This window comes from Rhodothermales bacterium (genome assembly GCA_041391505.1).
Lineage (GTDB): Bacteria > Bacteroidota > Rhodothermia > Rhodothermales > JAHQVL01 > JAWKNW01.
The window spans coordinates 65,601-88,509 of the sequence record JAWKNW010000024.1; the positions used below are offsets into that span (position 1 = coordinate 65,601).

The 22,909-nt window shown below is 65.5% G+C and carries 17 protein-coding genes; 9 read left to right on the plus strand and 8 right to left on the minus strand.

Features of this window, described 5'->3' with window-relative positions; genetic code table 11:
- Positions 1 to 4: 4 nt before the first annotated feature.
- From R2834_19205 to R2834_19235, 7 genes are all read right to left on the minus strand, one after another.
- Complete coding sequence (locus tag R2834_19205) at positions 5 to 1,276, minus strand: hypothetical protein (GenBank protein ID MEZ4702469.1); 1,272 nt, start codon at positions 1,274 to 1,276, stop codon at positions 5 to 7.
- A gap of 65 nt (positions 1,277 to 1,341) precedes the next feature.
- Entirely contained in the window at positions 1,342 to 1,974 is a 633-nt protein-coding gene (locus R2834_19210; GenBank protein ID MEZ4702470.1) for a cytochrome c, read from the minus strand.
- 38 nt (positions 1,975 to 2,012) lie between these two features.
- On the minus strand, positions 2,013 to 2,660 hold the full coding sequence (locus tag R2834_19215; protein ID MEZ4702471.1) for a DUF3341 domain-containing protein: 648 nt from the start codon (positions 2,658 to 2,660) through the stop codon (positions 2,013 to 2,015).
- A 63-nt stretch (positions 2,661 to 2,723) separates the two neighbouring features.
- A complete protein-coding gene (nrfD, locus tag R2834_19220) occupies positions 2,724 to 4,163 on the minus strand; it encodes an NrfD/PsrC family molybdoenzyme membrane anchor subunit (protein ID MEZ4702472.1) in 1,440 nt (479 codons plus the stop codon).
- Between the two features lie 62 nt (positions 4,164 to 4,225).
- The gene (locus tag R2834_19225) at positions 4,226 to 7,336 is read right to left on the minus strand and encodes a TAT-variant-translocated molybdopterin oxidoreductase (protein MEZ4702473.1); all 3,111 of its coding nucleotides are present in this window, start codon (positions 7,334 to 7,336) and stop codon (positions 4,226 to 4,228) included.
- A gap of 80 nt (positions 7,337 to 7,416) precedes the next feature.
- Positions 7,417 to 8,064, minus strand: a complete 648-nt coding sequence (locus R2834_19230; protein MEZ4702474.1) for a cytochrome c3 family protein — start codon at positions 8,062 to 8,064, stop codon at positions 7,417 to 7,419.
- A 412-nt stretch (positions 8,065 to 8,476) separates the two neighbouring features.
- A complete protein-coding gene (locus R2834_19235; protein ID MEZ4702475.1) occupies positions 8,477 to 9,865 on the minus strand; it encodes an MATE family efflux transporter in 1,389 nt (462 codons plus the stop codon).
- 172 nt (positions 9,866 to 10,037) lie between these two features.
- On the opposite strand from R2834_19235, the gene R2834_19240 reads away from it, so the two are divergent.
- A complete protein-coding gene (locus R2834_19240; GenBank protein MEZ4702476.1) occupies positions 10,038 to 12,515 on the plus strand; it encodes a CDP-alcohol phosphatidyltransferase family protein in 2,478 nt (825 codons plus the stop codon).
- A complete protein-coding gene (locus R2834_19245) occupies positions 12,512 to 13,282 on the plus strand; it encodes a class I SAM-dependent methyltransferase (GenBank protein MEZ4702477.1) in 771 nt (256 codons plus the stop codon). The genes R2834_19240 and R2834_19245 overlap by 4 nt, the downstream gene beginning before the upstream one ends.
- A gap of 36 nt (positions 13,283 to 13,318) precedes the next feature.
- Here R2834_19245 and R2834_19250 read toward each other — a convergent pair whose 3' ends face one another.
- Positions 13,319 to 14,296, minus strand: a complete 978-nt coding sequence (locus R2834_19250; protein ID MEZ4702478.1) for a glycosyltransferase family 4 protein — start codon at positions 14,294 to 14,296, stop codon at positions 13,319 to 13,321.
- 154 nt (positions 14,297 to 14,450) lie between these two features.
- On the opposite strand from R2834_19250, the gene R2834_19255 reads away from it, so the two are divergent.
- From R2834_19255 to R2834_19285, 7 genes are all read left to right on the plus strand, one after another.
- Positions 14,451 to 16,592, plus strand: coding sequence for a glycosyltransferase (locus tag R2834_19255; protein MEZ4702479.1), 2,142 nt, complete (start codon positions 14,451 to 14,453; stop codon positions 16,590 to 16,592).
- Between the two features lie 243 nt (positions 16,593 to 16,835).
- Entirely contained in the window at positions 16,836 to 17,906 is a 1,071-nt protein-coding gene (locus R2834_19260) for an acetyl-CoA carboxylase carboxyltransferase subunit alpha (GenBank protein MEZ4702480.1), read from the plus strand.
- An 18-nt stretch (positions 17,907 to 17,924) separates the two neighbouring features.
- Positions 17,925 to 18,338 (plus strand): thioesterase family protein, encoded by a 414-nt coding sequence (locus tag R2834_19265; protein MEZ4702481.1) that lies wholly within the window; start codon positions 17,925 to 17,927, stop codon positions 18,336 to 18,338.
- Between the two features lie 7 nt (positions 18,339 to 18,345).
- The gene (nadC, locus tag R2834_19270) at positions 18,346 to 19,269 is read left to right on the plus strand and encodes a carboxylating nicotinate-nucleotide diphosphorylase (GenBank protein ID MEZ4702482.1); all 924 of its coding nucleotides are present in this window, start codon (positions 18,346 to 18,348) and stop codon (positions 19,267 to 19,269) included.
- Between the two features lie 15 nt (positions 19,270 to 19,284).
- On the plus strand, positions 19,285 to 20,442 hold the full coding sequence (gene chrA, locus R2834_19275) for a chromate efflux transporter (protein MEZ4702483.1): 1,158 nt from the start codon (positions 19,285 to 19,287) through the stop codon (positions 20,440 to 20,442).
- A gap of 60 nt (positions 20,443 to 20,502) precedes the next feature.
- Positions 20,503 to 21,396: an ROK family protein gene (locus tag R2834_19280; GenBank protein ID MEZ4702484.1), complete on the plus strand. Its 894-nt coding sequence runs from the start codon at positions 20,503 to 20,505 to the stop codon at positions 21,394 to 21,396.
- A gap of 54 nt (positions 21,397 to 21,450) precedes the next feature.
- A complete protein-coding gene (locus tag R2834_19285; GenBank protein ID MEZ4702485.1) occupies positions 21,451 to 22,842 on the plus strand; it encodes an undecaprenyl-phosphate glucose phosphotransferase in 1,392 nt (463 codons plus the stop codon).
- Positions 22,843 to 22,909: the final 67 nt, after the last annotated feature.

The following is a 22,909-nucleotide window of genomic DNA, read 5'->3' on the forward strand; positions in this document are numbered from 1 at the left end:
GAAATTACGAGTTCATGAACTTCATCGACTTGTCGAGATTCGGGTCCTGGGCGGGCACGATGCTGTGCCGGCTCAACCGATACATGAACAGGCCGAAAAACACACCGAACAGACCCAGCCAGCACGTAAAGTCGAGCCAGCTGAAGCCGGCGTGGCCTTCGCGCGCGGTGGTCAGCACGGGCATCGCGATCCAGTGCAGGTCGAACCAGTGCATGACCAGCATCCACACGGCCATAAAGCCGAGGATGGCCGGCGTGCGCTTGGCGCCGCGGGAAATCAAGACAATGAACGGGATGATAAAGTGCATGGCCAGGAGCGCCGCGCTGTGGTATTCCCAGCCGTGCTCGAGGCGGTGCCGGAACCACACCGTTTCTTCAGGCAGGTTGCCGTACCAGATCAGCATGTACTGGCTGAACGCGATGTACGTCCAGAACACCGTAAAGCCAAAGAGCAGCTTGCCCAGATCCTGATGATGCTCCGCGGTGATGACGCCCTTGAGCATCCCGCCCGGGCCCTGGACCAGCAGCGTGACGAACGTGATCAGCGCCAGCGCGCTCACGAAGCATCCCGCAAAGAAGTACACGCCGAACATCGTCGAGAACCAGTGCGGGTCGAGCGACATGAGGAGATCGATGCCGGAAAACGCGGTCGTAATCGCGAAGAGCGGCAGCCCCCAGGCGCTGACTTTGCGCATGCGCGCGGGAATCGTCGGATCGCCGGTCAGGTCCTGCTTCAGCGAGAGGCTGTACAGCCGGTACGCGACGAGGGTCCATACCGAGAAGTAGAACAGCAGGCGGACGAGGAAAAACGACACATTCAGGTACGCGGCCTTGCCGGCGATGACTTCGTCGTACGCGGGGCTCGACGGGTCGAACAGCTCGTGATGCGTCCAGTGGTAGAGGTCGTGCATCCCGTAGATGATGGGAAACGACAGGATCGCCAGCAGCGGGAACGTCCACAAGAGCGCTTCCGGTATGCGGCGGACCACGACGCTCCAGGACGCCTTGGTCAGGTGCTGGATCAGCACGAAGAACAGGGCGCCGAGGGCGACGGTGAGGCAGTACACCCACCCCACCAGATAGGAGAAGAAGAACTGCTGCCGGTCGGCGCCGCCGCCGATGGCGGTCACCACGAGGAGCACGAGGCCGATCGCGAGCGGCGCGAGCCACCAGGCCGAACCACCCGAGAAGCGATACGTGGCATCGCTATCCGATCCGGTAGGCCGGAAGGGATCGGCCAGCCAGGTGAGGGGAGAATTTGCTTTGATCTCTGCCATGGAAAAACAACGTTCGGCGGAAAGGTGTCCGCGTCAATAGATGCCGGATCAGGAGAATGCTTCGTTCAATCACCGCCGGCCTGGAGCCGGCTCAGTTCGCTCTGCGGCACATCGGTCGCCGGCGCGTGCTGGCTTCGCTGCAGTGCGCGCACGTACGCGACGATCGCCCACCGGTCGGCGACCGGAATCTGCTGCGCGTAGGCCGGCATGTTGCGGATGCCGTTCGTGATCACGTCGTAGATGTGGCCGTCCTCGATGGTGCGAAGGCGGTCCACATGGAAGTCAGGCGCCGGCACATAACCGTATCCCGCCCCTCCATTGCCGACCATGATGATGCCCTTGCCGTCGCCGGCGAGCCCGTGACATACCGAGCAGTAGATGCCGTACCGTTCCTGGCCCCGGCTGAGCAGATCGGCCGTCATGGGAACCGGGACGGTAGCCACCAGCTGGCCGTTCGCCTCGCGCCCGAAATAGAAGCGGCTGTCGTCACGCAGAAAACCGCGCGCGACGGTGCCCGGAACGGGCGGACGCATCGCCATGCGGTTTTCGAAGAACACGTTCTCCTGCTGGCCGATAAATTTTTCCTGGCGATCCATGTTCGGGTTGATATGGATGGGAGGCTTGGTCGATTCCGTGCCCCGGCATCCGGCCAGCACCAGGATGCCGGCGAGAACCCCATATGTCAGAATACGCTTCATCAGTATCGATCAGTCCGGATCGTGAATAAGCTCGTTGATCAGTGCGACGCCGCGTGCGCGCCGGCGGGCGCTTCGGCCTCATCGGTATCCGCCACGCCGTGATCGTGAATCACCTCGACATGCGAGGCGCCGATCCCCTTGAGAAAGTCGGCCGTTTTCTGCTGGTCGAACTGCCCGTCGGAGGCCGCGATGTGCAGGAAGAAGCCGTCGTCGGTAGCGCGCGTAAACGCGTTCGAATAAAACAGGGGGTTGTACGGGCGCGGCAGGCCGTTGAGCGCCAGCATGCCGGCGACCGCCGCAAAGGCGGAGAAGAGGATGGTCAGTTCGAACATGACCGGAATCGAGGGCTCGACGGCGAAGAAGGGCTTCCCGCTGATGTTGAGCGGGTAGTCCACCTGCCCCGTCCACCACTGGAGCCAGGTCGCGATCGAGAGCCCGGTGATGCCGCCGACGAGGACGATGTAGCCCACCAGCGAGTTGCCCAGCCCCATGGCCTTATCCATCCCGTGAATCGGAAACGGGCTGTGGGTATCGAAATGGGCGTAGCCGGCCTCGCGCGTGGCTTTCGCCGCGTGCAGGAGTGTACCCGGATTCGAAAATTCGGCAAGAAGGCCGTAGACGCCGTCCGCATCGCTGCCGAAGATGCCCATCGAGGCTTTCAGGGCGCTGTAAGGTTTTTTTGACATAGCTCGAAGGATCGAGGTCGCTAAGATTCGTTGTCGCGCTTCCCTGGAGTCCAGGGCGCCGCATTAATGCCCGCCGGGGCGTACTTCATGCGCGGCGTGTCCGGCATGGCCGTCGCCGGCGTGATCTTCATAGTGGTGCGGATCCGCCTCGGGCATGACGCCCTTCACTTCGGCGATCGCCACCATGGGCACCCAGCGGAGGAACAGCAGGAACAGCGTGAGAAACAGGCCGAAGGTGCCGACGAAGGTAAAGATGTCGACAAAGGTCGGCTGGTAGTAGTCCCACGAGCTGGGCATGTAGTCCCGATGCAGCGAGATCACCGTGATCACGAAGCGTTCGAACCACATCCCGATGTTCACGATGATCGACGTCAGGAACATGAACGGGATGCTCTTCCGAAGCTTCTTGACCCAGAAGAACTGCGGGAAAAGCAGGTTGCACGACATCATCGTCCAGTACGCCCAGGCATAGGGCCCGGTGGCGCGGTTGATGAAGGCGTAGAGTTCGTATTCGACGCCGGAGTACCAGGCGATGAAGAACTCGGTGATGTAGGCGAAGCCGACCATCGTACCCGTGAGGAGGATGATGATGTTCATCTTCTCCAGGTGGTTGATGGTAATGAGGTCCTCGATGCCGTAGATCTTGCGCGATATCACCATCAGCGTCACCACCATCGCGAAGCCGGAGAAGATAGCGCCGGCGACGAAGTAGGGCGGGAAGATGGTCGTATGCCAGCCCGGAACGACGGACACGGCAAAGTCGAACGACACGACCGAGTGCACCGAGAGCACGAGCGGCGTGGCGAGCGCGGCCAGGATGAGATACGCTTTTTCGTAGTTGCGCCAGTGGCGGTTCGCGCCCGTCCACCCGAGGGCGAAGAAGGCGAGCACTTTGCGGCGCAACGCCTTCGAGGTGCGGTCGCGCAGCGTGGCGAGGTCGGGCACGAGGCCTACGTACCAGAACACGAGCGAAACGAGGAAGTAGCTCGACACCGCGAACACGTCCCACAGGAGGGGGCTCTTAAACTGGGGCCACATCTCCATCTGGTTCGGGATCGGAAACATCCAGTACGCGACCCAGATACGGCCCACGTGGATGCCCGGAAAGACGAGCGCACAGATCACGGCGAACAGCGTCATCGCTTCGGCGGCACGGTTGATCGAGGTGCGCCACTTCTGCCGGAAGAGAAAGAGGATCGCCGAGATGAGCGTGCCGGCGTGGCCGATACCCACCCAGAACACGAAGTTGACGATGGCCCAGCCCCAACCCACCGGGTTGTTCACCCCCCAGACGCCGACCCCGTTCCAGACGAGGTAAGCGATCATGACCAGCAGCAGCAACGCGATGCTGCTCGCCATCCCGAAGGCGCCGTACCACGCCAGCGGCGTTTTTTTCTCCGTATGCCGCGACACCATTTCCGTGATGTCGTGAAACGAGAGATTGCCTGTGATGAGCGGGGGATCGAGATGCAGCCCCTCACCGTGTGTCGCTGTTTTGCTCACGATACGTTCTTTAGCTATAACTCAGTGTCCCGAAACGGCTTGACCGATCGAATCCTCGCGGATCAGGCGGTAGCGCGCTCGAGTTCCGGATTCGGGTTCGTCACGCGGCCCAGGTACGAGGCGCGCGGCTTGGTGCTCAACTCGGCCAGCATCTCGTAGCGACGGTTGTCCTGCCGCGCTTTCGATACCTTGCTGTTCGGGTCGTTAATGTTACCGAAGACAATGGCGCCGGCCGGGCAGGCCTGCTGGCACGCCGACTGCACTTCGCCCTCCTGGATCGAACGGTTTTCCAGGCTCGAGCGGATGTTGGCCTTGCGGACGCGCTGGATACAAAACGAGCACTTCTCCATGACGCCGCGGGACCGAACGGTGACGTTCGGGTTCTGGGCCATGTGCACTTCGAGGGGCAGCGTTTTCGACCAGTTGTAGTAGTTAAACCGGCGCACCTTGTACGGGCAGTTGTTGGCGCAGTAGCGCGTACCGATACAGCGGTTGTAGATCATCTGGTTCGTGCCGTCCGGCGAGTGCACCGTCGCGGCGACCGGGCAGACCGATTCGCACGGCGCGTTCTCGCAGTGCATGCACATCACCGGCTGCATGACCATCTTCGGATCGGCCTCGCCGCCTTCTTCGCTGACGAAGTAGCGGTCCATGCGAATCCAGTGCAGTTCACGCCCGCGGCTGACCTGATCCTTCCCGACCACCTGCACGTTGTTTTCCGACTGGCAGGCCACCACGCACGCGTTGCATCCCGTGCAGGTGTTCAGGTCGATCACCATCGCCCACTGGTACTCGTGGTACGGGTTGTCCTTGAACGCCGGCTGCGTCGTCGGATGCCGCTCCTGCCACAGGGCCGGATAATCCGCCCAGGGCTCGCCGCCGGGGAGGGTCTCGACGGCGTCGGCCGCAAAACCGGGCTCCTCGCGGTATTCCTCTACGGTCGCCATGCGGTACAGCGGCCGGCCTTCCATGTAGCCGTGGTCCTGGGTGGTGGCGACCATGTAGCCGCTGCCCACCTTGCGCACCGTCGCGCCGGTAGCGATCCGCATCGCGCCCGGGGTACGCAGCTTCGCCACGTTCACGCCGACGCCGGTCGCCACGGCGCCATGACCGTAGATGTCGGTCTGGTCGTCGGTGTCGAAGAAGTTGGTGACCCGATCCGGCCGATGCGACACGATGTCGCGCCCGTAGCCGAGCGTCACCGTCAGCGAGTTGTCCGCATGCCCCGGAACGATCCAGACGGGCATGTCTACCGTGGTGCCGCCGGCGGTGATCTCGATCCGATCGGCGTAATGCTTGCCTTCTACATAGGGCACTTCGAGCCCGAGGCGTTCCGCCGTGGCCGGACTGATGAGCGCCACATTGTCCCAGACCACCTTCGTGGTCGAGTCCGGCAGTTCCTGCAGCCAGGCGTTGTTGGCGAAGCTGCCGTCCAGCACCTTGCCGTCGAGGCGGAAGACCACTTCCAGCTCATCGCCGGCCACCTGATAGGGCGAAGCGCCCGAAACCGGCCGCATCGCGGGATCCACCGTGGCGAACCCGCTATCCGGGAGGAAGCCGTCGTGGATGACCTTTTTCCAGGCAGCCTCGAAGTCGTTGCTCAGCACCGGACGCCACGTGTCGCGCACCAGATCGTAGCCCGACACGTCGAGCCCGGTGGCGAAGGCGTTCAGTACCTCGATATCGGAACGGGCGTCGTCGTGCAGCGGCGCGATGAGCGGCTGGATGACCGAAAGCGTGCCGTCGTGCGCGCGCCCGTCGCCCCAGGCTTCGAGATAATGGGCCTGCGGGATGTGCCAGGTGCTGGCCACGGCCGTTTCGTCCTGATGCGATCCGAGATGAATCGACGTCGGCACGCGCTGGAGTGCGCCGGCGAAGTCGAGTTCGCCCGGCATGTCGTACACCGGATTCACGCCGAGCATCAGCAGGGCGTCGACCGAGCCATTGCCCATGTCGAACACGAGCTGCTGGAGCTGTTCGGACTGCGCCGGCTTGACCTCTTCTTTGGTGTCGTACAACATCACCGTATTGCCGATGCTGCTGAGGCGCTTGTTGATCGCCATGCACAGGGCGTGCACCGACGCCGGCTGCGTCTCGCCGGCCAGCACCACCCCGTGCGACCCGGCGCGCAGGAGATCGCGCTCCATGGCCTGGACGTAGGGATGGTCGATAAATTCGGCGCCCACACCCTGCACCCCTTCGACGCCGAGCCGGACCGCCAGCGCGGCGGCAAAGGACGGAATCTGGCTGGAGCGCAGGCGGAGGCGGTTGTCGGCGCTGCCGCCGGTCACCGAATAGGTGCTTTCGACGACATAAAGCCGGCTGATCTCATCCTGCGGCGCGTTCATCTTGCGGCTGGCCGCAAAACCGCGCGTATTCGCGACAAAATTGCGGTCGGTCGGGCTCAGGAAGTCGGCGTCGAGGCTGACGATCACTTCGGCATGCTCGAACCGATAGGACGGGCGGAGCGCCATGCCGTACGCGGCCTGCATCCCCATCCGCTCCGCGTCATCGCCTTCCGGCGCGTAGGTGACCCAGCGCAGCTGCGGGAAGACCTGCGCGAGCCGGCCACGCAACGCGAGCTGCGTCGGCGACGAGGAAGGCGCGCAGAGCACCGCCACCTTGCGCGAGGCGGCCTGGGCCAGAAAACCCTGGCTGAACGCGACAAAATCGGCCCACGACACCTGGTTACCACCGCGCGTGACATGCGCCGACCGGTCCGGGTCGTACAGGTTGAGCAGCGAAGCCTGTTCGAAGACGCCGGAGGCGCCCATGCTCATCGGATGGTCCGGATTCCCCTCCACCTTCGTCGGCCGGCCTTCGTGGCTCTCCACGAGCAGCGGCGACAGCACGCCGCGGAACGGCATCGACGTAGCGTAAAAAAGCGGAATCCCGGGGATGATCTCTTCCGGTTTCCGCGCATAAGGGAGGGTAAGCTCTACGGGCCGGCGGCATGCAGACAGCCCGGCCAGCGCCATCGAAGCCCCCATCAACTGCAGGAACTGACGGCGGGAGCTGCCACCGGGAGCATCGCTGGCCCCCGGCATAAACTCTTCCTGTCCGATCCGCTTGAAATGAGGATCCTGACGCAGATGCTGGATGCTGCGCCAGAAATGCTTCTTCTGGTCTCCCTCTGCCGACGAGGCGGCGTCAATCACGGGTAGTTCGATCATAACGGGCTAGACGTTTCAGGCATAATGCGCCGAATCTCACGACCGAGAACCGGGTACAGCATCTGCCGATCTGTATCCGATTAATAATGGCAAGCAGAGCAATTCGTGGGCGGGGTAATGCCCTCGGTGGCGATCCGGTCCAGGTTGCGCTCCACAAAGTCCGCCGGATGCACATACCCCATCGTCGTCACCTGATCCTTGGGGCGGAGGTACAACTCGGGCTGACGATGGCACTCCAGACACCACCCCATCGACAGCGGCTCGACCTGGGAGACAATCTCCATCTGGTCGATGCGGCCGTGACAGGTTTCACATCCCACGCCCTGATTGACATGGACGGCGTGGCTGAAATTGACGTACTCGGCCAGGTAGTTCACCTTCACCCACTCGACCGGATGACCCGACGCCCAGCTCTCGCGCACCGGAAGCAGCTTGGGCGACTCCGTCTTGATCTGGGTGTGGCAGTTCATGCACGTCTGGGTCGCCGGCACGTTGGCGAGCGACGATACCTCGACGTTGGTATGGCAATACCGACAGTCCAACCCCAACTGCCCGACATGCAGACGATGGCTGTACGGGACGGGCTGTTCGGGCCGATGGCCGACGTCGATGTACTCCGGCGAAAAGTAGTACCAGACAAATGCGATCGTAACGACGCCGCCGAGCAGGGCACCAATGAGCGACAGGGCCGGCAACATATTGGCCCCCTTTGAGAAGGACTGAGGCATTCGGAATCGACGCTAGGTCAAGACTCAGGTGATAAAATAAGTGGCTGCGAATTTAGCCCAATCGAACCAAGAAAATACCCCGTTTCGATTGAATTTCGAGTAAAAAGAAAGCGAATTGTTATAGTTTCACACGCCCCTGAAACTCACTAAACATTCACTCTGAAACCGGCGCGGCACACCGGTCCGACTCGCCCGGACGAGCGTGCACGAGCCGCGCTATCAAAGTCCGGGCCCATTGCCTAACCACCCCAAACATCGGATACACTGATCGGATATGAGGGGGATTCAGCCACGTTTTGGACCCTTTTACGGAAGGATACCCCGGGCATCCGTCGCGCTTCCGGGAGGAAGCTGTCGCCGGCGGGGCGGATACTTTTTCCGCTCCCGATTCCCGGCGGCTGGCAACGGCGCCTCACGTGGAAGCCTCCGCGGCGAGGCGGTCTCCCGCCACGCGCGCCGCATAGACGAAGCGCCAGATCAGCGCGAGCGCCGCGACCATCAGGCCGACGACCAGACCGGCCCAGAGGCCAGCCGCACCCATGCCGGCCCAGAACCCGAGCGCATATCCCGTCGTCATCCCCACGCCCCAGTACGCCAGCGCGCCGATGAGCATCGGGCCGCGCGTATCCTTCAGACCGCGCAGCGCACCCGAGGCGCTCACCTGCGCGCCATCGAACACCTGAAAGACCGCGGCGAAACCCAGGAGCTGCACCGCGAGGCGGACCACCTCCCGGTTCGCCGGCTCGTCGACATCGAGATAAAACCCTACGGCCGTCTCGGGGGCGAGCCATAAAAACAGCGCCGCACACCCCATGAACGTCATCGCCAGCCCGATCCCGATATAGCCCGCCATGCGAATGCCGACGGCATCCTGCCGGCCTACCGCCTGGCCCACCCGGACCGACGTCGCGATCCCGATGCCGAGCGGCACCATGAACGTAAAGGCCGCGAACTGGATCGCGACCTGGTGCGCGGCCAGGTCGTTGGTGCCCAGCACGCCGATGAGGAGCGCCGTCACCGAAAACAGACCCGCCTCGACGCCATGCAGGGCGCCGATGGGCCATCCGATGCGGAACAGCTTCCGGAAGTACTCCGTGTCCGGTAGCCGAAGCCGGGAAAAGACGGCGAACCCCCGAAGCGCCGGCTGCCGGCCGGCCAGCAGCGCCAGGACCACGCACATAAACCAGAACACGACGGCGCTCGCATAGCCGGTGCCCACCACACCGAGCGCCGGAAATCCGAGCTTGCCAAACATCAGGACATAGTTGGACCCGATGTTCAGCCCCAGTCCGAGCAGGGTGATCAAGGTTACGGGAAACGGCCGGGACACGCCTTCCACGAAACTCCGCAGCGCGGCAAACCACATGAAGGGCAGAAAGCCCCAGAGGATGGCGCGCAGGTATGCCGTCGCCAGGGACGCCGTATCGGCGTCGTGCCCCATGAGGGCGAACAGCCGGTCCGCGTTGTACAGGAGGGTGATCGAGGGAATCGACAGCGCGACGCCCATCCACAGCCCCTGACGGACACTTCGGCCGATCACGTCGTAGTCACCGGCGCCATAGGCTTGCGACACCATCGGCCCGACCGCGAACACGACGCCCATGCTCACGATGGCCAGAAAAAAGAAGAGCGTACTGCCGAGCGCGACCGACGCCAGGGCCTGCGGGCCGAGCCGGCCGACCATCACCGTATCCACAAACCCCATCGACATCTGGCCCAGCTGGGAGCCGACCACGGGGAGCGCGAGCCACAGGGTCTCCCGAAGCTCCGTACCGAGGGTATGTGAACGATCGAGCGTCATGCGCGGGCTCATGGGGGGACGGCAAGGAGGTGCGACACACGGCGCGCTCCGTTGCCCGGGCACACCTGAACGGAATTCGACGCGCTACGATCCCCGCAGGCATTCCTCACTCCAAACTTCGTAAGTTGTTCACGCAGCGACCCCCACCGCCCCAACCCCCCTCGTCCAGCCTATGACCGACCACCGGCGCCTTGCGCTCTGGGCATTCATCCATGCGATAGCCATGCTGGTCGCCGGCGCCCTGTCGTTCGCCTTCCGCACCCCGATCCCGCTGGTCGCCGCCGCGGCGGGCTCGTTTGGCGGTCTGGCGATCGCGTTCCGGCGTCAGTGGACGCCCGAGGGCCGCTTCGGCCTCGCCAACGCCATCACGGCCCTGCGCCTCGGCGGTTCGCTCGCACTCGTCTACCTGGGCGCCTCGATCCCTCCGGGCATCCTGCAAGCCCTGCTCTGGATCGCGCTGTTCGCGCTCGATGCGGCGGATGGGTATGTGGCGCGCCGGCGTGGACTCGCCTCCCCGTTTGGGGCCTTCTTCGACAAAGAGAGCGATGCGTTGTTCGTGGGCGTGCTGGGGTTCGCCCTGTACATCCAGGACCTCCTCGGCGCCTGGGTCCTCCTCCTCGGCGCCCTGCGCTACGTGTTCGTCATCGCCATGCAGTTTGTTCGGGTCGATGGCGAGTTCCGGTCGCGATCGGCGCGCTACATCTATGTCACCTGCGTCATCGCCCTGCTCGCCGCGTTCGTGCTGCCGCCGCTGCCCGCCGCGATGGTCGCCGTCGCCGGCGGCAGCCTCCTCACCTTTTCCTTCCTGCGCTATTTCTACTGGCTTGCCGGGCAACGCGCGCCGGCCTGGGTGAAGAAGCCCGGCCTGCCCGGCTTTTTGCTGGCCTTCGCAGCGTTGAACGGCCTGCTCCTCCTGCCGGCGTATCTCGGCGTGGCCTCGACCAGCACCTTCTTCCCCGTGCCCGAGACGGCATCTCCTACGACCACCTTAACCTGGTCGCGCGGCTGGTACGACATTGCGCTGTACGTCTTCGTCCGCCGGCCCAATCAAGACCTCTTCCGGCTCAGCTTCGACCTGACGTTCATGGTGTTCGTGCTCGTCTGGTTCCGCGCATCGCCGCGCCGCGCCGCGATACGACGAACCGTGGTGGCGCTCTACCTCTTTCTTGTGGCCTTCGAGGCCTACGAGTCGCTGGCCCTCTCGTTCTTCCATCGCCCGGGGCTGCTCTTCGAGGACGCCCGTTACCTCGTCAACCTCTACTATCTGCTGCTGGACTCGTTTTCCCCGCGTTACGCCGGCTGGTTGTATGCCGCGCTCTGCGGCCTGGGACTCCTCCTCTCTCTTGTGCCGCGTCTGTTCGGGCTGATGGACCGGGCGCTCGACGCCCGCCGGCTGGCGGACACCGTCCGGTACGCGGCCCTGGTCTTCATCCCGGTCACCGCCGGCCTCTGGGCGTGGTACGGCCCCCTTGCAAACGGCCCGACCCTGCGCTCCACCCTGCCCCGGGTGACGGCGAACGCGGCGTCGTCTATCCAGTTCGCCCGGCAGGAACGCGCGCGCCAGTTCGAGCGCGTGGATTCCACCTACTTCGGATACGACGCCCTGGCGCTGACGCGGCGCCCGCCGATCTACATGATCCTGATCGAGTCGTACGGCCGCATCCTGGAAGACGACCCCACGTTGAACGGGACCTATCATGCCCTGATGGATACCCTGGACACCCGGCTCCGCGCCGGCGGATGGCACGCCGCGACCACCACGAGCACCGCGCCGATCACCGGCGGTCTCTCGTGGCTCAGCATGAACACAGCGCTCTCGGGCCTGACGATCGACAACCGGACCACCTACCTGCGTTATCTGAGCCGTGTGGACGCCTACCCGCATCTCGTACGCTTTCTCGACCGGCACGGGTACGAAACCATTAGCTTGCAGCCCCCCACCCGCGCTCGTCCCGGACTGCCGGCGGAGAATCCGCTGGCGTTTGACCGCACGGTGTATTTCGACGATCTACGGTATACGGGGAAGCCCTACAGCATCTGGATCATACCGGATCAGTACAGTCTGAATTACACGCACGCGCACTATATTCCGGATGACGGATCGCCCTATTTCCTCTTTTTCGAAACCGCATCAACGCATGCGCCCTGGGACGACACGCCGCCGCTCGTCGCCGACTGGCGACAACTGAACCGCGCCGACGCGCCGCCGGCCGCGCCGCCGCTCACGCTGGCGGATAAACTGGCCGCGTCGATCCGGGATCACCTGCAGCAACCCCGGGGCGACGCATCGACCCGCTACATGGAGAGTATCGTGTACGATTTCGAGGTGCTCGTCCGCTACATCCTCGAAGACGCCCCCGAGGAGAGCATCTTCCTCATCCTGGGCGACCACCAGCCGCCCGTGCTCCGGAGCGAGCACTTCGACACGCCCGCGCATGTGATCGTTCGGGACACGACGCTGCTGGATCGTTTCCAGCCGTACGGATTCCGCCCCGGCATGCGCATCACCCCCCTTCAGTCCCCCATCAACCACGGCGGGCTGTACTCCATGCTCGTGGATGTGCTCACCGCCGACGCGGATGTGCCGCTGCCCGGGCCGGCCTACCGCCCGGCCGGCATCTCATCCTCCATCCTCTGGAAGACGGAATGAGCGTAATCCGCGCGCGGCTCCAATCGACGCCGGTTCGGAGCAAGGCAGACATCCAGCGCTTCTTCGACGGCTTCGCCGAGCATAACACCGAACATCACGGGGCCGCAGACCGCCTGCTGAACTACCGGCTCGCCGTCCTGGCGAAACACGCTGCGTTTCGGCCCTCCGACACCGTGTTGGACATCGGGTGCGGCAACGGCCATCATCTGCTGGCGCTGGAAGGCCGCATCGGGAGGGGCATCGGCGTCGACCTCTCCGCCGGCATGGTCGAGGCGGCCCGGCGCCGGGCCGGCCAGCCGGGCGCGCGCGCGTCCCACTTTGAATTTCATCAGGACGACGCCGAGAGGCTCGCCGGCGTCCCCGACGCCAGCGTGGACGTAGTGATGTGCGTGGGAGCGATCGAGCACATGCCCGACAAGCGGTCCGTCCTTCGCGCCGTGCGGCGGGTGCTACGTCCGGGCGGGCGGTTTGTGTGTCTTACGCTGAACGACGCGTGGTTCTGGTACCGCCGGCTCGCCCCCGCGCTGGGATACGAAACACGCCACCTCGCGTCCGACGAGCGTCTGGAGCCCCGACAGGCCCGGGGCCTGCTGGCCGAGGCCGGATTCGCGCCGGCCGTGGTCGATTACTGGACCTTCATCCCCGCCGGCGATATGCCGGCGCTCTGGCATACGGTATTCCGCCTGCTCGACGTCCCCGCCCGGCGTCTGGGCATCGCGACGCTGCGGGGCGGCCTCGTTCTATCGGGGACGGTGCGCGCCGCGTGAACGGCGGCCGGGCGTGCCACGACGGGAGGCGGTGCGTCAGATCGCCAGATGCCGCTGCACGACGTCCGCGGCCGCGTCCCACCCCGGGAATGCGCGGCTGGCCGCCCGGGCGCCTTCGCCGAGGCGGCGCCGCAGCGCGGGGTCGTCGAGCAACCGGCGCGTGGCCTCGGCGAGCGCCGGCAGGTCGCCGGCCGGCGCGAGCAGGCCGCTCTCCCCCGTCGCCACGCTCTCCGGCACCCCGCCCACGGCAAACGCAATAACAGGCAACCCCGACGCCATCGCCTCGCGGATCGCCATGCCGAGCGACTCGAAGCGCGACGGCGCGAGCAGCAGATCGGCGGCGGCATAGCGGTCGGGCATCGCCTCCGGCGGCAGCGGGCCGAGGAGCCGGATCCGGCCCCGCAGCGGCGAGGCGGCGACGGCGTCGGCAAGGCGGCGGCTGTAGGCGCGATCCAGCGCGTCGTCTCCCACGATATCCCATTGCCAGTCCCGATTCGAGAGCGGAGCAAGGGCATCGACGGCCTCCAGGAGCCCTTTTACCGGGAGCTGGGATGCGACCGTGAGCACACGTACGGGGCCGCTAAACGCCCGCGCGGGCGGGGGAGGCGGGCGTTCCAGACCGGGATAGGCGACGGCGATGCGGGCCGGCTCCACGCCGCATCGCACCAAGCCGTCACGCATGAACCGACTCGGCGCGATGTAGCGATCGCAGCGCGGGACGGGGGCTCCGAACGCCGGCGCGGCGGGATCGCACGCCGCGAGATAATGCGCCAGAAGCGCTGTAGAACGCGATCCGATGCGTTTTTGGAGCATCGCCCAGACGCCAGGATCGACCGTCAGCAGGCTATCAACCAGCACCACGGCGTCCGCCGGCCAGGGCGCGTCCGCCTCGGGCGTCCCCCAGACGACGCGGCGCCAGACCGACGCGTCGAGCCGGCGGAGCAGCGCCTCGTTGTAGCGGTTTCCGCCGGTCGGAATGCCCTGGATCGGCGGGAGTAAAAAAACAGCCTTCATGGTTGCGTGGCCCGAACTTTGAGGTGGACTCTCACAGGACGACGCAGTATACTCCGGTTTGGCGTCGTTTTCCGGTGTACCGCAGCATGCGCCGGGTGCCGTTCCTCCATCTGACCCTGCCGATCCACCCTACCGCCAGCACGTTTCGGAGCTTATGTATACTGCGTCCCCCCCGCGTCCGCTTGGAAGCGGCCCGGCCCACGACGCTGATGCCGATCTGATCGACCTTTCCGTCATCATCGTCAACTACAACGTACGTGAGTTTCTCGAGCAGGCGCTGCGGTCGCTCGAGCGTGCCTGTACGGATCTCTCTGTCGAGATCATCGTCGTCGACAACAACTCGTCCGACAGTTCGCTCTCCATGGTGCGCTCGCGGTTTCCGCGGGTCCAGGTCATCGCCAACACGACCAACGCCGGCTTCAGCAAGGCGAACAACCAGGCCATCCGGATTTCGCGGGGGCGGCATCTGCTGATCCTGAACCCTGACACCATCGTCCAGGAAGACACCCTCTCGACGATGGTCCGCTTCATGGAGCGCCATCCGGAGGCCGGCGCGCTCGGCTGCAAGATACTCAACCCGGACGGGACCTTCGCGCCCGAGAGCCGGCGTGCGTTTCCGACGCCGACCGTCGCCTTCTACCGCCTGATCGGGCTGAGCAAGCTCTTCCCGAAAAGCCCCACCTTCGGGCGCTACAACCTGAGCTACCTCCCGGTGGACGAGACCGCCGAGGTGGATGCCCTGAGCGGTTCGTGCATGATGGTGCGCCGGGCCGCGCTGCTGTTTTCGCAAGAGCACGCCGAGCGGCTCAGCCGCGAGCAGCCGGGGTTCTCGTTCGACGAGATGGGGCACCTGAACGGGTCGGCCGGCGCCGGCCTGCTCGACGAGGACTTCTTCATGTACGGCGAGGACCTGGACTGGTGCTACCGGATCCAGAAGGCCGGCTGGAAGATCTACTATACGCCCGACACCCAGATCATCCATTACAAGGGCGAGAGCACGAAAAAAGGCGAGCTGCGGTACGTGCAGCTCTTCTACGGCGCGATGCTCCTCTTCACCGAGAAGCATTTCAAGAAAGGGCATGCGTGGCCGATCCGGCTGATCCTGCGGATCGGCATCTTCATCCGCGCGATGGCGCAGGTGATCATCAACAACAGCAAGCGGTATCGCTGGCCGCTGGTGGACGTCGCCGTCATTTACCTGCTGATGGTCCTGGCCGGCTTCGCGCGGTTCGCCTCGCTCAACATCCCGCCGCCGCGCCTGTTCATCACGTGCGTGGCGCCGATCTACGTGCTCAGCACGGTGGCCGGCACGGCCCTGGCCGGCGGATACCGGGGCACCGGGCATACCCGCATTCGCCCGATCATCGTGGGCAACATCCTCGGGGTGATGACGCTGGCGACCGCGGCGGTATTTTTCCAGAGCATCGCCTTCTCGCGGTTGGTGGTGCTGATCGCCTTTTCGTCCAGCCTCGCCTTCGGCTTTTTGATGCGCGTGGTGCTGCGCGTGCGCCGGCACCTGATGCGGGAAGGCTTCCACCGGGCGCTGCTCGTGGGGAGCCCCACCGAGGCCAACCGCCTCGAACGCACCCTCATCAGCCACCCCAACCCACCGTGCAAGCTGGTCGGCTTCGTCTCGCTGGATGACGAGCCGCCCCGGCAGGCCGAACGCATGGTGCCCTACCTGGGCTCGCTCCGGCATGTGACGGACGTGATCAAGCTCCAGCAGATCGACGCCGTCGTCTTCGCGGCCAACGGCGTCCCGAACCGCACCGTTTTCGCCCAGATCCAGGCCTTGCAGGATCTCGACGTCGAGTTCAAGATCCTGAGCGAGAGCGGCAAACACCTCATCGGCCAGTCGACGGTAGACGACCTCTCGTTCCCCACGCGCCTCACGCCCGACCCGACGCTCGGCCGCCGCCGCAGCCAGTGGGGCCGGCGGTGCTTCGAGGTGCCGGTCGCGCTCATCGGCATCATCCTCCATCCGCTGATCGTGTTCTGCTCGGACACGTGGAAGGACTCGCGCTGGTTTCGCGGTCTGCGCCGGCGGACCCGGCAGTTCCCCGCCGTCCTCCGCGGCACCCGGTCGCTCGTCGGCTACCGCGTGAACGAGCCCATCGCCATTCCCACCGAATGGAACCTCAAACCGGGCGTCTTCACCATCACCGAGACGCTCGCCACCGACGACCCGGACGATCACGAGATCAACCGGGCCTACTGGTTCTACGTCCGCCACCAGTGCGCCACGCTGGATCTGGACATCATCCTGCACACGATCAAGAAGAAGCTGCAGCGGTGATGGGCGCCCCGCGCGCGGGCTCCCCCACCTCCTCCCCGGACGCCGCCGCTCGCGTCCGCCTTTGCGCCATCCATGCGCTTCGCCCCGGCGTGTGACGAGCAGAAACAACTCCCTCGCCCCTGTGTACTTTGGCCGCTGCGCCGTACATTGTGCGGGCAGCCTCGAACTGATTCTCTGGATATCCCGGCGTCTCCGCGTTGCACCCACGCGCCTTCCGAGCCGCCGGCCCACGGTTATCTACCCATGGCAAAGCCTACCCCACAGTATCTCCTGGATTTCGAAAAGCCCCTCTTTGAGCTTGAGCAAAAGCTTGACGAGATGCGCGCCTTCGACAAGGAAGATCGATCCATAGACCTCTCGAAAGAGATCGAGGCCCTCTCGAACCGGGTGGAAGAGCTGCGCGTGTCGATCTACGATGACCTCACGCGCTGGCAGCACGTGCAGATCGCCCGGCACCCGCTTCGCCCCTATTCGCTCGACTACATCGAGACGCTGACGCGCGATTTCATCGAACTCCACGGCGACCGCACCTTCGCCGACGACCCGGCAATGGTGGGCGGTTTCGCCCGCTTCCGGGGCAGCAAGTTCGGCGCGCAGGACCGCACCGTGATGATCATCGGGCACCAGAAAGGGCGGGATACCAAGGCGCGCAAATACCGCCGCTTCGGCATGCCCAACCCGGACGGGTACCGCAAGGCGCTGCGCATGATGAAGCTCGCCGAGAAGTTCAACAAGCCCGTCGTGACCCTGCTCGACACCCCCGGCGCGTATCCCGGCCTCGAGGCCGAAGAACGGGGACAGGCCGAGGCCATCGCGCGCAATCTGTTCGAGATGGCGCGTCTGAAGGTGCCGATCGTCACGATCGTGATCGGGGAAGGCGCCTCCGGCGGAGCCCTCGGCATCGGCGTGGGCGACCGCATCCTCATGCTGGAGAACGCCTGGTATTCCGTGATCGCGCCGGAAAGCTGCTCGTCGATTCTGTGGCGCTCGTGGGATTTCAAGGAAGAAGCCGCGCGCGCCCTCAAGCTGACGGCGCCCGACCTCATCGAGGTGAAGGTGATCGACGAGATCATCCCCGAACCCATCGGCGGCGCGCACCGCGACCCGCAGCAGGCGTTCACGGCCGTCGGCGAGGCCATCGCCCGCAACCTGGCCGAGCTGGATCCGCTCTCGCCGGCCGAGCTTATCGCGAACCGGCTCGAAAAGTTCGACGGGATGGGCGTCTTTCATGACCCCAGGGCCGGCGAAAAAAACGGCAAGGCCGCGTCGCCCGCCAAAAAAGCGTCCTCCCGCAAGAAAAAGCCGACCTCGTAACGCGCTTCCCCCTTCGTCATGTTCGTCTACACCTATCTCCACCGGGTCCGTTACCGCGAATGCGACCCGATGGGTGTCGTGTATCATACCCACTATATCGATTACTTCGAGGCCTCCCGCACGGAGGGCCTCCGCGAACTGGGACTGGCGTACAAGACGCTGGAAGCGGAAGGCATCCGGATGCCCGTCATCGACCTGGCCGTGCAGTACAAGCGCTCCGCGCAGTACGACGACCTCCTCGAAATAAAAACCATCTTCGCCGGCGTCCCCTCCACGCGCATCCGGATCGATTATGAAGTGCGCCGCCAGAACGAGCCCGACCTGCTCGTGACCGGTCATGTCACGCTGTGCTTCTTCGACGAGGCGCGCAACCGCCCGATCGCCGCGCCCGAGCGCATCCGCCGGCTCTTCGAACCCCAGCCCTCTTCCTGACCGCCGCATGCTGCCCGACTACCTCCCGCTCGACGAGCTCGACCGCATCATCGACAACGCCCTCCGCGAGGACGTCGGCCCCGGCGACGTGACGACCGAGGCCACGGTCGCGCCGGACCAGGCGGCCACGGGGCGATTTCTGGCGAAGCAGGAGGGCGTCCTCGCCGGCGTTTTCGCCGCCACACGCGTCTTTCACCGGGTGGATCCCGCCGTCGACATCGCCTGGCGCGTCGCCGACGGCGATCGCGTGCAGCCCGGCGCGGAACTGGGCACCCTGAGAGGCCGCGCCCACAGCCTGCTCGTCGGCGAGCGGCTCGCGCTCAACCTGATGCAGCGGATGAGCGGCATCGCCACCATGACCCGCCGCATGGCCGATGCCGTGGGCATCCATCCCGCCCGGATCCTCGACACGCGCAAGACGGCGCCGGGCTTGCGCCTCGTCGACAAGTGGGCCGTGCGCCTCGGCGGCGGCGAGAATCACCGCATCGGCCTCTACGACCGCATCCTGATCAAGGACAACCACATTGCCGCCGCCGGCGGCATCGCCACCGTCCTCTCCGCCGCCGCGGCGTATCGCTCGGCGAAGGACCCCGCCCTGCGGATCGAAATCGAGGCGCGCACGCTCGACGAAGTACGCGCCGTGCTCGCCGCCGGCGGAGCCGACATCATCCTGCTCGACAACATGGTGCGCCTCGACGCCGACGGCCGGGTGGACGCGTCGATGCTGCTGGAGGCCGTACGCCTCGTCGGCGGCCGGCTCGTGACCGAGGCGTCGGGCAACGTGACACTCGACACCGTGCCGGCCATCGCGGCGACGGGCGTGGATTTTATCTCGAGCGGCGCCCTGACCCATTCGGTTTCGGCGCTGGATATCTCGCTGAAGATCGACCTGGTGGCGGATCCCACGAACCTTCGAAATCGAGCCGGCTGAGGCCGGAAGCGGGATATGGAATCGGAACGCACATCCCTCATGGAGCTTGCGCGGCATTTCTTCCGGCTGGGGCTGATCGCGTTCGGCGGGCCGGCGGCGCACATCGCGATGATGGAGGACGAGTTCGTGACGCGCCGGCAGTGGCTTTCGCGCGAGCATTTTCTCGACCTCGTCGGCGCGACAAACCTCATCCCGGGGCCGAACTCGACCGAGATGACGATGCACATCGGCTACGAGCGCGCCGGCTGGCCGGGGCTGTTCGTCGCGGGCGCCTCCTTCATCTTTCCGGCGGCGGTCCTGACCGGCCTGCTCGCCTGGCTGTATGTGACGTACGGAACCTTGCCGGCGGTCGAACCCTTTTTATATGGCATCAAGCCGGCGGTGATCAGCGTCATCCTCGGCGCCATCTGGAAGCTGGGGGGGAAGGCCGTCAAGGACTGGCGGTTCGCCGTGCTGGGCGTGGCCGTGGCCGCGTCGGTGCTGCTGGGGCTCAACGAGATCCAGGCGCTCTTCGCAGGAGGATTTCTGGGGATGGTGTGGTTCCGGGCGCCGGGATCCGCGGCGCGGGGCGCCTTCCTGCCGCTGCTGCCCCAGGACTCGACGGCGGTGGCGGCCGGCAGCGCGGCGGCGGGCGTGGCGGCCGGCGTGTCGCTCACCCAGCTGGGGTTGTATTTCCTGAAGATCGGCGCCATCCTGTACGGCAGCGGCTATGTCCTGATCGCCTTCCTCGAAGGGGGGCTCGTGGACGATCTCGGCTGGATCAGCCGGAGCCAGCTGCTCGACGCCATCGCCATGGGGCAGTTCACGCCGGGCCCCGTGCTCACCACGGCGACGTTCCTGGGTTACGTGATATCCGGGGCGCCGGGCGCCGTGGTCGCCACCCTCGGTATTTTCCTGCCGTCGTTTATCTTCGTGCTGATCCTGAACCCGATCATCCCGAAGCTGCGTCGTTCCCCCTGGACCGCCGCGTTTCTCGACGCCGTCAACGTCGCCGCGATCGCGCTGATGGCTGCGGTGGTCGTCCAGCTCGGGATGGAGACGCTTGTGAGCTGGCGCAGCGTCGTCATCGCCGCCGCGGCGGCGGTGCTCGTCGTGCGCTACAAGACGAACGCCGCCTGGATCGTCCTAGGCGGCGCGGTAGCCGGCTGGCTGCTGCTTCACATCGGCGGTTGACGGCATCGCCGGCGCAGCGCGATGCGCCATTCGCTCGCCTGAATCCATGATCCCTACCTCATGACCACCCGACCCCTTTTCGCCGGCATCGAGGCCGGCGGCACCAAATTCGTTTGCGCCATCGCCTCGGGGCCGGACCACATCGTGGCTACCGAGCGCTTCCCGACGACGACGCCCGAGGAGACGTTCGGGCGCGCCCTCGCCTTTTTCCGCTCGCACAAGGTCGAGCTCAGCGCGCTCGGCATCGCCTCGTTCGGACCGGTCGATCCCGACCCGGCGTCGTCCCGCTTCGGCTACATCACCTCCACCCCCAAAAAGGGCTGGGCGAACACCGACTTCGCCGGCTACCTGAGCCGCGAGCTGAATGTGCCCGTCGGGTTCGACACCGACGTCAACGGCGCGGCGCTGGGCGAAGCCCGCTGGGGCGCGGCGCGGGGGCTGGATACCGTGTTGTACCTGACCGTCGGCACCGGCATCGGCGGCGGAGCGATCGTGCACGGGCGCTGCCTGCACGGGCTGGTTCATCCCGAGATGGGGCATCTCATGCTGCCGCGCGCGGAGGGCGACACCTTCGCCGGCCACTGCCCCTACCACGGTCCATGCCTCGAAGGGATGGCCACCGGGCCGGCGATCGAGGCGCGCTGGGGCGTGCCGGCGCCGCAGCTGGCGCCGGATCATCCGGCCTGGGAGTACGAGGCGCATTACCTCGCGATGGCGCTCGTCAACTACATCGTCACCCTGTCCCCGCAGCGCATCATCATGGGCGGCGGCGTGATGGATCAGCGGCATCTGTTCCCCATGATCCGCTCGCGGGTGCAGCGGGCCCTCGCGGGATACGTTCAACATCCGGCGATCCTGCAAAACATCGACACCTACATCGTTCCGCCGGGGCTGGGCGACCGGGCCGGCGTGATGGGGGCCATCGCCCTGGCCGGCGACGCCTTGAACGTTTGATGCCAGGCGCGTTTAATTGAGGGGATTGCGCGCTCGCGCTCAACGGACGGAACGATGCTCCAGGAACAAAGCCGGCTTTTCCAACGACTGCTCTTCGTCGCTGACCTCGCGCTCGTGAGCCTCGGGTGGATCTCCGCGTGGTTTATCCGATTCCAGGTGCTGACGCCGCCGGAGTGGCTCCCGCTGTCGCGCTACATGGAGTTTTTCCCGTGGGTGCTGGTCGTGTCGATGGGCGTGTTCGGCCTGTCCGGGCTGTACGCGCCCGACCGGGCGCAGCGGCTGCCCCGCCTCATCTTCTCCGTGGCGCGCGCCGTCGGCCTCGGCCTGCTCGTCGTGGCCGCCTCGCTCTCGTTCTACCGCGCGCTGTATTTCTCGCGGCTGCACATGATCCTGTTCGGGCTGCTCACGCCGACATATATGATCCTCGCGCGCGTGATCGTTTTTTCGCTCATCCGCCGCGCGCGGGCGCGGGGGCACTATCAGCGACGGGTGCTCATCGCCGGCGCCGGCAAGGCCGGCCGGCGGCTTCAGAACGCCTTCGAGGCCTATCCCTGGATGGGCTTGCACGTGGTGGGATTCCTCGACGACCACAAGTCTGACGCCCCCGACGTGATCGGCCGCGTCGAGGACGCCGCGGCCCTCGTCGACCGGTTCAACGCCGAGGGCCAGCCCATCGACTACCTCTACATCGCACTCCCGCTCTCGGCGACGGGGAAGATCGAGCACATGGTCAATGCCCTTTCGACGCGCCTGACGCACGTCTGCCTCGTGCCCGATCTGCTCCAGTTCGACCTCCTCAACAGCCGCGTGACGGATATCGACGGGTTGCCCGTGCTGCATATCGTCGACGAGGGACCGATGGAGGTGCGCCGGTTTGTGAAGCGGCTGGTGGACATCGCCTTTTCGGCGCTGTTCCTGCTCGTGGCCGCGCCGGCGATGCTGCTGATCGCGCTCGGCGTCAAGCTCTCGTCGCCCGGCCCCGTATTTTACCGGCAGGAGCGGATGGGGCTCAACGGGCATACGTTCGAGATGCTCAAGTTCCGGTCGATGCCCGTGAACGTCGAGTCCGCCAGTGGGCCGGTGTGGGCGAAAGCCGGCGAGGTGCGCGCGACCCGGTTCGGCTCGTTCCTCCGCAAGTCGTCGCTCGACGAGCTGCCGCAGTTCATCAACGTGCTGCGCGGCGACATGTCGGTCGTCGGCCCCCGCCCCGAGCGGCCGGTGTTCATCGAGAGTTTCCGGGACAAGGTGCCGGGGTACATGCTGCGGCACAAGATGAAGGCCGGCATCACCGGGTGGGCGCAGGTGAACGGGCTCCGGGGCGACACGTCGATCGAGCGGCGGATCGAATACGACCTGTATTACATCCAGAACTGGTCGATTCTGCTGGACTTGCGCATCATGTGGATGACCCTGTGGCGCGGGTTCGTGAACGAGAACGCGTATTGAGCCCGATGCGTGGGCGTCGGGCGTTGCAGGTTGGCGCATCCCGTAACCCGACACGCACCACCACAAC

Bases quoted from the DNA above. Each gene is read 5' to 3' on its own strand.
- R2834_19205 (MEZ4702469.1), bottom strand. From the start codon at position 1,276: ATGGCAGAGATCAAAGCAAATTCTCCCCTCACCTGGCTGGCCGATCCC.
- R2834_19210 (MEZ4702470.1), bottom strand. From the start codon at position 1,974: ATGAAGCGTATTCTGACATATGGGGTTCTCGCCGGCATCCTGGTGCTG.
- R2834_19215 (MEZ4702471.1), bottom strand. From the start codon at position 2,660: ATGTCAAAAAAACCTTACAGCGCCCTGAAAGCCTCGATGGGCATCTTC.
- R2834_19225 (MEZ4702473.1), bottom strand. From the start codon at position 7,336: ATGATCGAACTACCCGTGATTGACGCCGCCTCGTCGGCAGAGGGAGAC.
- R2834_19230 (MEZ4702474.1), bottom strand. From the start codon at position 8,064: ATGCCTCAGTCCTTCTCAAAGGGGGCCAATATGTTGCCGGCCCTGTCG.
- R2834_19235 (MEZ4702475.1), bottom strand. From the start codon at position 9,865: ATGACGCTCGATCGTTCACATACCCTCGGTACGGAGCTTCGGGAGACC.
- R2834_19240 (MEZ4702476.1), top strand. From the start codon at position 10,038: ATGACCGACCACCGGCGCCTTGCGCTCTGGGCATTCATCCATGCGATA.
- R2834_19245 (MEZ4702477.1), top strand. From the start codon at position 12,512: ATGAGCGTAATCCGCGCGCGGCTCCAATCGACGCCGGTTCGGAGCAAG.
- R2834_19250 (MEZ4702478.1), bottom strand. From the start codon at position 14,296: ATGAAGGCTGTTTTTTTACTCCCGCCGATCCAGGGCATTCCGACCGGC.
- R2834_19255 (MEZ4702479.1), top strand. From the start codon at position 14,451: ATGTATACTGCGTCCCCCCCGCGTCCGCTTGGAAGCGGCCCGGCCCAC.
- R2834_19260 (MEZ4702480.1), top strand. From the start codon at position 16,836: ATGGCAAAGCCTACCCCACAGTATCTCCTGGATTTCGAAAAGCCCCTC.
- R2834_19265 (MEZ4702481.1), top strand. From the start codon at position 17,925: ATGTTCGTCTACACCTATCTCCACCGGGTCCGTTACCGCGAATGCGAC.
- nadC (MEZ4702482.1), top strand. From the start codon at position 18,346: ATGCTGCCCGACTACCTCCCGCTCGACGAGCTCGACCGCATCATCGAC.
- chrA (MEZ4702483.1), top strand. From the start codon at position 19,285: ATGGAATCGGAACGCACATCCCTCATGGAGCTTGCGCGGCATTTCTTC.
- R2834_19280 (MEZ4702484.1), top strand. From the start codon at position 20,503: ATGACCACCCGACCCCTTTTCGCCGGCATCGAGGCCGGCGGCACCAAA.
- R2834_19285 (MEZ4702485.1), top strand. From the start codon at position 21,451: ATGCTCCAGGAACAAAGCCGGCTTTTCCAACGACTGCTCTTCGTCGCT.